This is a genomic window from Nocardia niwae NBRC 108934 = DSM 45340, from assembly GCF_001613465.1.
Classification (GTDB): Bacteria; Actinomycetota; Actinomycetes; order Mycobacteriales; family Mycobacteriaceae; genus Nocardia; species Nocardia niwae.
The window spans coordinates 1-13,201 of sequence record NZ_BDCK01000038.1; the positions used below are offsets into that span (position 1 = coordinate 1).

Sequence of the window (13,201 nt, forward strand, 5' to 3'; positions counted from 1 at the left end):
AAATATTTGGCACTGACATTCATCGACACACTATTGAGTTCTCAAAGAACACACGCACACACCATCGCCCGGTCTGAGCCGATTGATCGGTGAAGCAACTTTTCCAGCTTAGCTCAGCCGTGAACCCGGTTGCAAACCAGGGTCGCGTTCGAGCTAGTGTGATCGTCAGGCGCTCCTCGTCCTACCTCGTTTCCCTGGCCTCTCACTCAGCGTTTCCGCTCAGCTCCTGGGCCCCGGGTCGGTGTCCGTGTCGCTCTGACTTGGAATAAGTTACGTGTCTGCGTGCACCATGTCAAATCGCCTGGTCAGCACACATTTTCAGGAACACGTTTGTCGCTTGCCGCCGACATGTACGCCGCAGCCCTCAATCCGTGACACCGACGCGCGTTACATCGCCACCCAGCGCCTGCAGCTGCTCGACGAAATTCGGATACCCGCGATCGATATGGAAGACGTCGTGTACTTCGGTGGTTCCGTCGGCGACCAAGCCCGCGAGGACCAGACCCGCGCCGGCCCGGATATCCGACGACCACACCGGAGCGCTCGACAACCGGGGGATGCCGCGCACCACCGCGTGGTGCCCGTCGGTCCGCGCGTCGGCGCCGAGCCGGATCATCTCCTCGACGAACCGGAAGCGCGCCTCGAAGATGTTCTCGGTGATCATCGAGGTGCCGTCCGCGATGGCCGCCAGGCCGATGGCCATCGGCTGGAGGTCCGTCGGGAAACCGGGGAACGGCAGCGTCGAGAAGTTCACCGCGCGCGGGCGCTCGGCCTGGACCACGCGGAAGCCGTCCTGCTCGAACGAGATGCGCGCGCCGGCCGACCGCAGCTTGTCCAGCACCAGCGACAGATGCTTGGGGTTCACGCCCGTGACGCGGATGTCCCCGAGGGTCATCGCGGCCGCGATGCCCCACGTCGCCGCGACGATGCGGTCACCGATCACGCGGTGGGTGGTCGGCGCGAGGCGCTCAACCCCCTGAATCGTGAGCACCGAGGTGCCCGCACCACTGATCCGCGCGCCCATCCGGACGAGCATGTTGCACAGGTCGACGATGTCGGGTTCGCGCGCGGCGTTGTCGATCACCGTCTCGCCCTCGGCGAGCACCGCCGCCATGAGGATGTTCTCGGTCGCGCCGACCGAGGGGAAGTCGAGGCGGATCCGTGCGCCTTGCAATTCGTCGGCCCTGGCCACCACGCAACCGTGCTCGATCTCGCTGGTCGCGCCGAGCAGGCGAAGACCGGCCTGGTGCATGTCGAGCGGGCGGGAGCCGATGGCGTCACCGCCGGGCAACGCGACGACGGCTCGCTTGCACCGAGCCATCAGCGGGCCGAGCACGCACACCGAAGCGCGGAACTGCGTCACCGCGGGGAAGTCCGCGTGGTACTTCGGTTCGGCGGGCGTGGTGATGGTGACCGCCCCGCCGTCGATGGTCACGTCGCAGCCGAGGCCGCGCAGCACATCGCCCATCAGCGGCACGTCGAGGATGTCCGGGCAGTTCGTGATCGTGGTGGTGCCCTCGGCGAGCAGCGCAGCGGCCATCAGTTTGAGGACGCTGTTCTTGGCGCCCCCCACCGTGACCTCACCGACGAGTCGATTTCCGCCGGTAACCAAAAACCGTTCCATGCCGCCTCTCCGCGTATTCGGCGCACTGTTGGTGCAAGGATAGTTTGGGACGGCGCACTGCGGTGCCGCCTCTCCACGACTCCCCTCGCCTCCGGACGTTTTCGCCGTTGGAGCGAGTGCCGCGGGATGGGCGTTCTGCGGTGGACGAGGTGACCCCGTCACCCTGCTGGCCATACCCCGTGATCGCTCGGGTACTCGCCCGGCGTAGCCCGTCGATCAGGCACTCGGCCGTTCTCCGCCGGGTTTCCACAGGATATCGCCGCCGGGATTGGCCGCCCGGCTCAGGATGAACAGCAGGTCGGAGAGGCGATTGAGATACTTGGCCGGCAAGACGTTCGTGTCCTCCGGATGCGTCTCGATCGCGGCCCAAGCCGAACGCTCCGCGCGCCGAGCGACCGTGCGGGCGGTATGCAGCAATGCCGCCAAGGGCGTACCGCCCGGGAGAATGAACGAATCGAGCGCGGGCAGGCCCGCGTTGAACTCGTCGCACCATGCCTCGAGCCGGTCGATGTAAGGCTGGGTGACCCGCAGCGGCGGATACTTGGGCTCGGCCACGACGGGTGTGGAGAGGTCGGCCCCGGCGTCGAACAGATCGTTCTGTATCTGCCGCAGCACGGTGAGCATCGTTTCGTCCGGCCCACCGAGGGCGATCGCCACGCCGATGGCGGCGTTCGTCTCATCGCAGTCGGCGTAGGCGACCAAGCGTGGGTCGGTCTTCGCGACCCGGGAGAAGTCGCTCAATCCCGTGGTCCCGTCGTCGCCGGTCCGGGTGTAGATCCGGGTCAAATGCACGCTCACAGCACAACCCTAGCTGGCGCGTCCGGACCGAGCCGTCGGCCCGTGTGGTACTACAGGCCCGGCATCCGGCGGGTGCGGTCGGACGGGCGGGATTCCACCCAGGAGAGAAAGGCGGTCAGTGAGTCCCGGTCCAGCGCCAGTTCGAAGTCGCCCGCCCGGTCCGACACCGCGATCACGGCGATGTCGTCGGTCATGATGTCGAACTCGTCGCCGCGCGGTCCGCGGCGATCACCGATCTCGATGCCCTGACGCCGAATGGTGGAATCCGGACCGAGTTTGAGGCTGGTGAGTTTGAAGAAGACGAGACGATCCTCGTCGTAGCGCATCAATCCGTGCCGCCACCCCTGGCCGCCGCGAGCGGGAAGCACACGCAGGAGCGCGGCAGTTCCGCCGCGCCGCAACATGATCAGGCGATAAGTCGAGGCGAGCGCGAGGAACACGAGCGTGAGCACCAGAATGATCAGGAGAACCATCCCGGTCTGCAATGCCGTTCGTCCCTTCGCTCCGCCGCCGTGTCGTGCACACGGCATCCGATCGGCGATGTGGACCGGCTCTTCAGGCTTGCGCCTCCGAGCCCGATCCGCACATCGCGTGCGGCCATTCAATCACGGCCCCGAGTTTACAAATGGCCCGGCCGTGTCCGACTCGCCTGAAAGACGCTGTCGGCGGTGAAGGAAGCTTCACCGCCGACAGCAGTTGTTCTCGATGACAGGTTGTGGATTACGCGCTCGCGGTCTGCTCGACCGCGCGCACCCGAGCCTGAGCCGCGCGCTGCTGCTCTTCGCTGGCGTCGGAGTCGGCCAGCACCCGGCGGGCCTCCTCGACGTCCACCTCGTCGGCGAATTCCGCCGACTCGGCCAGGACCCGGACCGAGTTGGCGGTCACCGAGAAGAAGCCGCCGTGCACCGCGGCGACGACCCGCTGACCGTCGGTATCCACGATCGTCACGGTGCCGCCCTCGACCAGCTGGCCGAGCAGCGGCTCGTGGCCGGCCATGATGCCGATCTGGCCCTCCGTGGTCTGCGCGCTGACGAACGTCGCCTGGCCGGACCAGAGCAGACGTTCGACCGCGACGAGATCGACTGACATTTCCGCCATCGGTGACTACTTCCCGAGGATCTTCTTGGCGGCCTTCTCGACGTCGTCGAGACCACCGCAGCTGTTGAAGGCCTGCTCGGGGTAGCTGTCGAACTCACCCTTGCAGACGCGATCGAAGTCGTCGATGGTCTGCTCCAGCGGCACGACCGAACCCGGCTGACCGGTGAACTTCTCGGCCACGATGAAGTTCTGACCGAGGAACTTCTCCAGGCGGCGCGCGCGGCCGACGAGGACCTTGTCCTCTTCGGAGAGCTCGTCCATACCGAGGATGGCGATGATGTCCTGCAGTTCCTTGTACTTCTGCAGGATCCGCTTCACCTCGTTGGCCACCCGGAAGTGCCGGTCGCCGACGATCGAGGCCTCCAGGATGCGGGAGGTCGAGGTCAGCGGGTCGACGGCCGGGTAGATGCCCTTCTGCGAGATCGGGCGGGAGAGCTCGGTCGTCGCGTCGAGGTGGGCGAAGGTGGTCGCCGGAGCCGGGTCGGTGTAGTCGTCCGCGGGCACGTAGATGGCCTGCAGCGAGGTGATGGACCGGCCGCGGGTCGAGGTGATGCGCTCCTGCAGCTCACCCATCTCGTCGGCCAGCGTGGGCTGGTAACCGACAGCGGAGGGCATGCGGCCGAGCAGGGTCGACACCTCGGAACCGGCCTGGGTGAACCGGAAGATGTTGTCGATGAACAGCAGCACGTCCTGGTGCTGCACGTCGCGGAAGTACTCGGCCATCGTCAGGGCCGAGAGAGCGACGCGCATACGGGTGCCCGGCGGCTCGTCCATCTGGCCGAAGACGAGGGCGGTGTCCTGGAGGACGCCCATCTCCTCCATCTCCAGGCGCAGGTCGGTGCCCTCACGGGTGCGCTCGCCGACGCCGGCGAACACGGAGGTACCGGAGAACTCCCGCGCGATACGGGTGATCATCTCCTGGATCAGAACGGTCTTGCCGACGCCGGCGCCACCGAACAGACCGATCTTGCCACCCTTCACGTACGGGGTGAGCAGGTCGATGACCTTGATGCCCGTCTCCAGGATCTCGGTCTTGCCCTCGAGCTGGTCGAACGACGGTGGCTTGCGGTGGATGCCCCACTGCTCGCCCTCGCGGCCGAGGCCGGGGGTGTCCAGACAGTCGCCGAGCGCGTTGAAGACGTGGCCCTTGACGACGTCACCGACCGGCACCGAGATCGGCTTGCCGGTGTCGGTGACGGTGGCGCCGCGGACCAGGCCGTCGGTCGGCTGCATCGAGATGGTGCGCACGATGTTGTCGCCGAGGTGCTGGGCGACCTCGAGGGTCAGGGTCTTGGCCACCGAGGTCAGGGTGATCTCGGCGTGCAGAGCGTTGAACAGCTCGGGGATGGCTCCGCGCGGGAACTCGACGTCCACGACGGGGCCGATGACCCGGACGACGCGGCCTGCGGCGCCGCCGGTCCGGCTCGTGTTGTCTTGAGTGACAGCTGCGGTCATTGGTGTTGGTTCTCTCCGTGTCGATGTGCGGCCTTCGGGGGCCTTACTACGTGCCCGTCGCTCAGGCCGCGTGTGGCGCTCAGTCGCGGTCCGAGCTCGACGCCAGCGCGTTCACGCCGCCGACGATTTCGCTGATTTCCTGCGTGATCTGGGCCTGGCGCACCGAGTTCGCCTCGCGCTGGAGCACGCTCGCGAGCTCGTTGGCGTTGTCGGTGGCGGCCTTCATTGCGGTGCGCCGAGCCGCTGACTCGGATGCCGCTGCCTCGAGCAACGACGCGTAGATGCGCGTGTTGACGTACTTCGGCAGCAGCGCCGCCAGCAGCACATCGGCGTCGGGCTCGAACTCGTACTGCGCGTGGACGTCCGCGGTCGGCGAATCCGACACGATGTCCTCACCCAGGTCGAAATTCTCGTCGACGTAGCTCACCTGGATCGGCGCCAACCGGCGCACCTCCGGCGTCTGCGTCAGCATCGAGACGAAGCGGGTGTACACGACGTGCAGCTCATCGACACCGGCGATGTCACCCGTCCCGTTCGGCGCGGGCACCGCCCCGTCGGAGCCGGCCATGAAGGCGTCGACCAGGTGGTGGCAGGCGGACGAAGCATCGGTGTACTTCGGCTGCTGCGAGAACCCGGTCCAGGCCGACACGTACGAGCGGTTGCGGAAGGCGTAGTACGTCAGGCCCTTGTTGCCCATGACGTAGAGCACCGGCTCCTTGCCCTCGTCACGCAGGGTGGTCATCAGCTCTTCGGCGCGCTTGAGCACGTTGGAGTTGTAGCCACCGCACATGCCGCTGTCACTTGTGATCACCAGCACGGCCGCCCGGCGCGGGTTGGGGCGCTCGGTCAGCAGCGGATGCGACAGGTTCTTCGACGCGCTCGCCAGCTCGCTGAGGACCTTGGTGATCTCCTCCGCGTACGGCTTCGCGGCCGCGACCCTGGCCTGTGCCTTGGAGATACGCGAGGTCGCGATCAGCTCTTGGGCCTTGGTGATCTTCTTGATCGAATTCACACCACGAATGCGGGAGCGCAATTCACGCAAGCTTGCCATCAGCGGTTCACACTCCCTTCGTTCGCTGCGTGGGATGGGCGGCATCCGCCGGGCACGAGGTGGTTGCTTCCACCCTCGTGCCCGTCGCGCATGCCGCGGATCGAATAGCGCATTTGCCGGCTCGCGTTACTTCTCGACGTGCTTGCGAGTCACCGACAGCGACTCGACCTCTTCGTGGTCGAGCTGGCCCGCCTCGGCCTCGTTCACCACGGGGGTGCCGTCGGAGGTGAGGAAGGTGCCGAGGAACTTCTTGGTCGCTGCCTCGATCTGCTCGGCCGCCTCGCCGTCGAGCACCTTGCCGCCCTCGATCGCCTTGAACGCGTCGGCGGCGCTGCGGTGCAGATCCTCGAGCAGTTCGGCGTTGAAGCGGCGGATGTCGGCGACCGGGATCGAGTCGAAGTGGCCACGGTCCACCAGGTAGATCGAGATGATCTGGTCCTCGACCGGCACCGGCGAGTACTGGTCCTGCTTGAGCAGCTCGACCCAGCGGGCGCCGCGCTCGAGCTGGGCCAGCGAGGCCGCGTCCAGGTCGGAGGCGAACGCGGAGAACGCCTCCAGCTCGCGGTACTGCGCCAGCTCCAGACGCAGCGAACCGGCCACCTTCTTCATGCCCTTGGTCTGGGCGGCGCCACCGACGCGGGAGACCGAGGTACCGACGTTGATCGCCGGGCGGACGCCCTTGTTGAACAGGTCGGACTCGAGGAACACCTGGCCGTCGGTGATGGAGATGACGTTGGTGGGGATGAACGCCGAGATGTCGTTGGCCTTGGTCTCGATGATCGGCAGACCGGTCATCGAACCCGCGCCCAACTCGTCGGACAGCTTCGCGCAGCGCTCCAGCAGCCGGGAGTGCAGGTAGAAGACGTCACCGGGGTAGGCCTCGCGGCCCGGCGGGCGACGCAGCAGCAGCGAGATGGCGCGGTAGGCCTCGGCCTGCTTGGTCAGGTCGTCGAACACGATGAGCACGTGCTTGCCCTGGTACATCCAGTGCTGGCCGAGGGCCGAACCGGTGTAGGGGGCCAGCCACTTGAAGCCGGCGGAGTCGGAGGCCGGGGCTGCGACGATGGTGGTGTACTCCAGCGCGCCGTGCTGCTCCAGCGCCGCCTTCACGCCCGCGATGGTGGAGCCCTTCTGGCCGATGGCGACGTAGATGCAGCGCACCTGCTTGGCCGGGTCGCCGGTCTCCCAGTTGGCCTTCTGGTTCAGGATCGCGTCGATGCAGACCGCGGTCTTGCCGGTCTTGCGGTCGCCGATGATCAGCTGACGCTGGCCGCGGCCGATGGCGGTCAGCGCGTCGATCGCGGTGATGCCGGTGGCCAGCGGCTCCTCGACCGGCTGGCGCTCCAGCACCGTCGCGGCCTGCAGCTCGAGCACGCGCTGTTCCTCGGACTCGATCTCGCCGAGGCCGTCGATCGGCTGGCCCAGCGGGTTCACCACGCGGCCGAGGAACTTGTCGCCGACCGGAACCGAGAGCACGTCACCGGTCCGGCGGACCTCCTGGCCCTCCTCGATCTCGGCGAACTCGCCGAGGATGACCGCACCGATCTCACGGTCCTCGAGGTTCAGCGCGACGCCGAGCACGCCGCCCGGGAACTCGAGCAGCTCGTTGGCCATCGCCGAAGGCAGGCCGCTGACGTGCGCGATGCCGTCACTGGTGTCGGTGACCACACCGACTTCTTCGATGGAGGTCTCGGGGGTGTAGCTCTTGGTGTAGCTCTCGATCGCGCTACGGATCTCGTCGGAGGAGATCGTCAGCTCCGCCATGTTCTTCCTGCTCTCGCTGTCTGGGTCTGGAATGTCGGGGGTGGTGGAAGCGCGCTAGGTGAGGGCCCGGCGCATCTTCTCCAGTCGGCCGATGGCGCTGCCGTCGATCACGTCGTCACCGACGCGCACCACGACTCCGCTCAGCAGACTCGGGTCGACCTGGATGTGCACCGTGGTCGCCTTGCCGTAGATGCGCCGCAGCGAGGCGGCCAGCCGGTCGCGCTGCTGCTCGGTGAGCCCGATCGCGGCGCGCACGTGCGCGACGATCTGATCGCGGCGCGCCGCCGCGAGGTCGGACAGCTCGTCGAAGGCGGCGCTGATGCCCGACCGCTGCCTGGTCACCACCTGCTCCGCCAGGGTCAGGGTGATGGGCTCCGTCTTGCCTGTGAGCAGTCGCTGGATCAGTTCGGCCTTGGCCGAAGCCTGCTGCGACCGATCCGACAGCGCCTGCTCCAAGTCGGGGTTGTCGCCGATGATCCGGCCGAGCCGGAACAGTTCGTCCTCGACCGCCTCGATCCGGCCACGCTGGGCCGCCGACTCCAGCAGCGCCTCCTGACCGAGCAGCACCAGGGTGTCCACCAAATCGGAAGTGCGCGACCAGTTCTCGGCCACCGCGGTGGTCAGCACTGCCAGCGTGGCAGCGCTGACCTTGCCGCCGAAGACCCGCTCGCAGAGTTCCGCACGCGCGGAACCCGGCACCGACACGTCCGCGAGCGCGACACGCAGCGAACGCTGGTCGTCCAGCACGGCGACAACGGCGAACAGTTCCGAGCCCGTCGTGGCCGCAGCACTGTCGCTTCCGGTCAGAGCGGCCCGAAGCGCCTCCCGAGACCGGGCACTGGCCTCGCGGCTCGCTGCGTACATGCTTCTCACTTTCGCGTCGTTACCTTCCGACCCCGATGCCTGCGTCGGTCTGGTCGAGCTCGTCGAGGAACCGGTCGATCGAGGCCGCTTGCTTGGCCTCGTCGGACACCGACTGCCCGATGATCTTCTCGGCCAGGTCGACGGCCGTGCGGCCGACTTCGTGGCGCAGCTCGGTCAGGATCTGCTGGCGCTGGGCTTCCAGCTGGGTGTGGCCCGCCGCGATGATGCGGTCGGCCTCGGCCTGGGCCTCCGAGCGCATCTGCGCGAGGATCTCCTGGCCCTGGGTGCGCGCGTCCTCGCGGATACGCGCCGCCTCGAGCCGGGCGTCGGCCAGCTGCTGCTGGTACTGCTGCAGGGTGAGCTGAGCTTCTTCCTGCGCGGCTTCCGCGCGAGCGATGCCGCCTTCGATCTTCTCGGAACGCTCGTCGAGCGTCTTCATCAGGCGCGGGATCACGTACTTGTAGAACAAGAACCCGATGATGATGACGCAGACGATCGACCAGATGATGTCGTACGTTTCGGGGACGAGAGGATTCACATCCTCTCCCTCCGCCGCCGCGAGCAAAACTGACTCGTACATCGGAATCAGAAAATGAAGCCGGCGACGAGACCGATGAGGGCCAGCGCCTCGGTGAACGCGATACCGAGGAACATGTTGGTACGGATGGTGCCCTGCAGCTCAGGCTGACGCGCGATGCCCTCGATGGCCTTACCGACGACGATGCCGACGCCGATGCCGGGGCCGATCGCGGCGAGACCGTAGCCGACGGCGCCCAGGCCCTTGAAGGTGCTCTCGTTCGTGGCGGCTTCCTGGGCCAGGTAAGCGAGGCTCATGAGTCTTCCATTCCCTTTCTGTTGCTCACCCGCCGGTCGGCGTGGTGTAGCAGGTTTCCGGTATTTGTGTCGGTCAGGTCAGTGATCGGCCGCGTGCTGCGCGAGTCCGATGTATACGGCGGTCAGCAGCGCAAACACGTAGGCCTGCAGGAAGATGACCAACAGCTCGAAGAGCGTGAAACCGAGTCCCGCGAGCAGCGAGAACGGCGAGAACACCTTCATCCACGCGGCGGCGTCGAACAGGAAGAACCAGGTCGCGCTGAAGAACAGCACCAGCATGATGTGGCCGGCCAGCATGTTCGCCATGAGTCGGACGGTCAGCGTGAACGGGCGCAGGATGAAGGTGGAGACGAACTCGATCGGAATCAGCAGCACGTGCAGTGCGGCGGGAACGTTCGGAACGACGATGCTGCTGCGCATGTAGTTGAGGAATCCGTACTTCCTGATACCGACGTAGTTGAACGTCAGGTACGCGATGACGGCCAGCACCAGCGGCATGCCGATTCGGGCGTTCGAGGAGATGTTCAACCCCGGCACGACACCCGAGAAGTTCAGAAAGAGGACCGTGAAGAAGATCGTCGCGATCAGCGGGAAGAACTTCCGTCCCGATTCCTTGCCGAGGACCTCGTCACAGATCTGCTCCTTGACGAAGACCAGGCCGATTTCGGCGACATTCTGCAGACCGCGCGGAACGAGCCGGGGCGAGCGGAATGCCAGCACCATCACGACGACGAGAACGGCCGTCATCAGAATGCGGATCAGCATCAATCGATCGAGTTCGAACGGCGTTCCCTCGAACAGCACAGCTGGAGGGAAGAAGTCGGTAAGCGACGGCGCATGGAACTCGGCCGCCAGAGTGGTGACGCTCAGCGTTCTCTCCCGTGTTCGGGCCGCGGGTACGGTCATTCCCGCGGTTCGATCGGACATTGACGATCAATTTGGGTCGACTCAGGTCGGCTCGAAGTTCGTCAGCAGCTGTGCGGTGGTTCGAATCCACCAGGCGTCTGTACGTGTGTCGGCGACATTCGTCGACATGCAGAACCGGAACACCCCTCGGAGCCCGGCACGGCAGTAAGCATAGCGGCCCATGCAGGGGATCTCGGCGGTGACCCCTCACTGATCCCCGACTTGGTCGCTTGCTTACCAATACTTTACCAAGTCATCTACGACAGCGTGTAGGGGGTGGGGGTTTTCGTTACTCCCGAGTACCGGACGCGGACTCCGAGTCGGTCGTCGTCACGTACGGAACCTTCTGGCGGACAACGCCGTACGTCTCCGCGCCGAGCACGATGATCAAGGCGCCGACCACGGTGAGGAACAGGACGACCCGATCGTAGAAATCGAACCGCTGGAGGATCGCGACGACGATCAGCGCCACCAGGAGCTTGAGCACCCAACTGACCAGCATGACCAGACCAGCGGTGCTCGGCGGCAGTTTCGCGCCGAACAGCACGACGGCGGCGGTGGTCAGGATGAAGCCGCCGCCGATCGCGGCGCCCAGGATCGCACCCCACACACCGGCGACACCCGAGACGGCGGCGCCGAGCGCCACGGCCAGGACCACCAGCACGCCCAGGCCGATCAGTCCGTAGCGCAGCGCGGCGCGCAGCGGCGCGTCCGGGCCGGGGACGGGTTCGGGGGTGAAGCTCACAGCCGCCGACTTTACCCGGACGCCGATCCGTCGCCCGCCGGGTCCCCACGCCGTAGCCCCGGGATGGCGGTGATCACCAGCGCGAAGACCAGCCCGCCCGCCATCAGCAACACGACCAGCCTGCGATCCATCAGCGAGGTGCCGACCGCGCCGAAGGCGAGCACACCCACCCACAAATAGATCAACAGCACCACGCGGCGGTGCGAATGACCGATCTGCAGCAAGCGATGATGCAAGTGCATTTTGTCCGGCGTCGAGAAACTCACGCCCGCGCGAACCCGGCGCACAATGGCGAGCAACAGGTCGAGCACCGGAATGAACATCACCGCGCCGACCAGCAACAGCGGGGAGAGCAGACCGACGATGTCGCGCGGGCCGTAGCCCTGCAGCGGGATTCGGCCCGAAGCGCCGGTCGACACCGCGGCCAGCATCAATCCGATCAGCATCGAGCCGGAGTCGCCCATGAATATGCGCGCGGGCTGGAAATTGTGCGGCAGGAAGCCGAGGCATCCGCCCGCGAGCGCGGCGGCCAGCAGCGCAGGCGGATAGGTGTCCACCGAGCCGCCCTGCTCGTTCATCAGGCCCAGGCAGAACACGAACACGGCCAGCGCCGCGATCAAGCCCAGGCCCGCCGCGAGGCCGTCGAGGCCGTCGACGAAGTTCATGGCGTTCACCAGAGTGACGGTGACCGCGACCGTGACCAGTCCGCCCTGCAATCCGTCCAGCACGACCGTGGTGTTGCTGAACGGGTTGTAGATGACGTACCAGCCCAATCCCATGACGGCCATCACCCCCGCCGCCGTCACCTGGCCCGCGAACTTCGTCAGCGCGTCCAGGCCCCAGCGGTCGTCCACGATGCCGACCAGCACGATGACCGTGGCGGCCACCAGCACGGCGATCGGGATGTTGGGTTTGTAATCGAAGCCGCTGCGCAGCGCGGGCAGCTGATGGGCGAACAACACCGCGGCCACCACCCCGATGTACATGCCGACGCCGCCCATCCGCGGAATCGGCTTGACGTGCACGTCCCGGTCACGCGGCACGGCGACCGCGCCGAAGCCGATCGCCAGCACCCGCACCCCGCCGGTGGCCAGGAACGTCACCACCGCCGAGATGAGCAGCACGACGAGCAGCTCCCGGAGCGGTACGACAGCGCTCGAACCCATCATCCGAGCTGCGCGGCGCCGCTGAGCGCTTCCGGCGACATGCCGAGCACCTCGGCGATGTCGGCGACGGGCACCGCGCCCACGCGCAGGATGCGCGGCTGGTCGGCGGTCAGGTCGACGATGGTGGAGGCCACCGCGTGCTCGGCCGGGCCGCCGTCGAGATAGACGCCGACCAGCTCACCGAGCTGGTCGCGGGCCTCGGCCGCGGTCTTCGCCGGCGGCTGCCCGGAAACGTTGGCGCTGGACACCGCCAGCGGACCCACCTCGCGCAGCAATTCGAGGGCGACCGGATGCAGCGGCATCCGCAGCATCACCGTCCCACGGGTGTCACCGAGATCCCAGGCGAGCGAAGGCGCTTGCTGCACAACGAGACTCAGACCGCCGGGCCAGAACGCCCGGATCAGCTCGCGCGCCTGCGGCCGCACCGAGAACACCAGGCCGTCGATGGTGTGCCAGGAACCGACGAGCACCGGCACGGGCATGTCCCGGCCGCGGCGCTTGGCCGCGAGCAGCGAACTCACCGCGGTGGAATCGAACGCGTCGGCGGCCAGCCCGTACAGGGTGTCGGTGGGCAGCACGACCAACCGTCCGGATTTCAGGGCGCTGGTGGCTGCGGACAGTCCGGCGGCGCGCGAGTCGGGATCCGCGCAGTCGTAGACGGTACTCACGGCAACCATCCTGGCATCTGGACCGCCTCTCCGGGTATTCAGGCCGTATTAGTGGGGTGAGATGGGATTCGCGTTCAGGTCGCGCGTTCGGTGCCAGGTGAGTTCTGGGCGTGCCCGAGGCGTTACCCATGTGCTCGCGAAATCAGTCGTCACGTGGGGTGCGGCGGTCGCCGCACCCCTGATCCGGCCGCTGTGGATGGATCAGTGCGGCCCCGAGGCGTGCCGGGC

14 protein-coding genes are annotated in these 13,201 nt (G+C 66.8%); all 14 read right to left on the reverse strand.

The genetic code is table 11. The features are described from left to right. Window positions 1–364: 364 nt before the first annotated feature. On the reverse strand, window positions 365–1,624 hold the full coding sequence (gene murA / locus NNI01S_RS26110; protein ID WP_063022893.1) for a UDP-N-acetylglucosamine 1-carboxyvinyltransferase: 1,260 nt from the start codon (window positions 1,622–1,624) through the stop codon (window positions 365–367). A gap of 216 nt (window positions 1,625–1,840) precedes the next feature. Then, complete coding sequence (locus NNI01S_RS26115) at window positions 1,841–2,422, reverse strand: cob(I)yrinic acid a,c-diamide adenosyltransferase (RefSeq protein ID WP_063022895.1); 582 nt, start codon at window positions 2,420–2,422, stop codon at window positions 1,841–1,843. A 50-nt stretch (window positions 2,423–2,472) separates the two neighbouring features. Further along, window positions 2,473–2,895 (reverse strand): DUF2550 domain-containing protein, encoded by a 423-nt coding sequence (locus tag NNI01S_RS26120; RefSeq protein WP_063022897.1) that lies wholly within the window; start codon window positions 2,893–2,895, stop codon window positions 2,473–2,475. Window positions 2,896–3,142: 247 nt separating this feature from the next. Further along, the gene (locus tag NNI01S_RS26125) at window positions 3,143–3,520 is read right to left on the reverse strand and encodes a F0F1 ATP synthase subunit epsilon (RefSeq protein WP_063022899.1); all 378 of its coding nucleotides are present in this window, start codon (window positions 3,518–3,520) and stop codon (window positions 3,143–3,145) included. 6 nt (window positions 3,521–3,526) lie between these two features. Beyond that, window positions 3,527–4,975, reverse strand: a complete 1,449-nt coding sequence (gene atpD, locus NNI01S_RS26130) for a F0F1 ATP synthase subunit beta (protein WP_063022901.1) — start codon at window positions 4,973–4,975, stop codon at window positions 3,527–3,529. Between the two features lie 79 nt (window positions 4,976–5,054). Further along, complete coding sequence (locus NNI01S_RS26135) at window positions 5,055–6,026, reverse strand: F0F1 ATP synthase subunit gamma (RefSeq protein WP_063022903.1); 972 nt, start codon at window positions 6,024–6,026, stop codon at window positions 5,055–5,057. A gap of 126 nt (window positions 6,027–6,152) precedes the next feature. Next, complete coding sequence (gene atpA / locus NNI01S_RS26140) at window positions 6,153–7,790, reverse strand: F0F1 ATP synthase subunit alpha (protein ID WP_063022905.1); 1,638 nt, start codon at window positions 7,788–7,790, stop codon at window positions 6,153–6,155. 54 nt (window positions 7,791–7,844) lie between these two features. After that, window positions 7,845–8,654 carry a F0F1 ATP synthase subunit delta gene (locus NNI01S_RS26145; RefSeq protein WP_063022907.1) on the reverse strand — a complete coding sequence of 270 codons (810 nt, stop codon included), beginning with the start codon at window positions 8,652–8,654 and terminating at the stop codon, window positions 7,845–7,847. Window positions 8,655–8,673: 19 nt separating this feature from the next. After that, window positions 8,674–9,234 (reverse strand): F0F1 ATP synthase subunit B, encoded by a 561-nt coding sequence (locus NNI01S_RS26150; protein WP_063022909.1) that lies wholly within the window; start codon window positions 9,232–9,234, stop codon window positions 8,674–8,676. Between the two features lie 5 nt (window positions 9,235–9,239). Continuing rightward, complete coding sequence (locus NNI01S_RS26155; RefSeq protein WP_039796339.1) at window positions 9,240–9,488, reverse strand: ATP synthase F0 subunit C; 249 nt, start codon at window positions 9,486–9,488, stop codon at window positions 9,240–9,242. A 78-nt stretch (window positions 9,489–9,566) separates the two neighbouring features. Continuing rightward, a complete protein-coding gene (atpB, locus tag NNI01S_RS26160) occupies window positions 9,567–10,394 on the reverse strand; it encodes a F0F1 ATP synthase subunit A (protein WP_157114988.1) in 828 nt (275 codons plus the stop codon). A 289-nt stretch (window positions 10,395–10,683) separates the two neighbouring features. Beyond that, window positions 10,684–11,139: a Cg1360 family ATP-synthase-associated protein gene (locus NNI01S_RS26165; RefSeq protein WP_063022913.1), complete on the reverse strand. Its 456-nt coding sequence runs from the start codon at window positions 11,137–11,139 to the stop codon at window positions 10,684–10,686. A gap of 11 nt (window positions 11,140–11,150) precedes the next feature. Further along, window positions 11,151–12,308 carry a glycosyltransferase family 4 protein gene (locus NNI01S_RS26170; RefSeq protein WP_063022915.1) on the reverse strand — a complete coding sequence of 386 codons (1,158 nt, stop codon included), beginning with the start codon at window positions 12,306–12,308 and terminating at the stop codon, window positions 11,151–11,153. Beyond that, on the reverse strand, window positions 12,305–12,973 hold the full coding sequence (locus NNI01S_RS26175) for an L-threonylcarbamoyladenylate synthase (protein ID WP_063023101.1): 669 nt from the start codon (window positions 12,971–12,973) through the stop codon (window positions 12,305–12,307). The genes NNI01S_RS26170 and NNI01S_RS26175 overlap by 4 nt, the downstream gene beginning before the upstream one ends. Window positions 12,974–13,201: the final 228 nt, after the last annotated feature.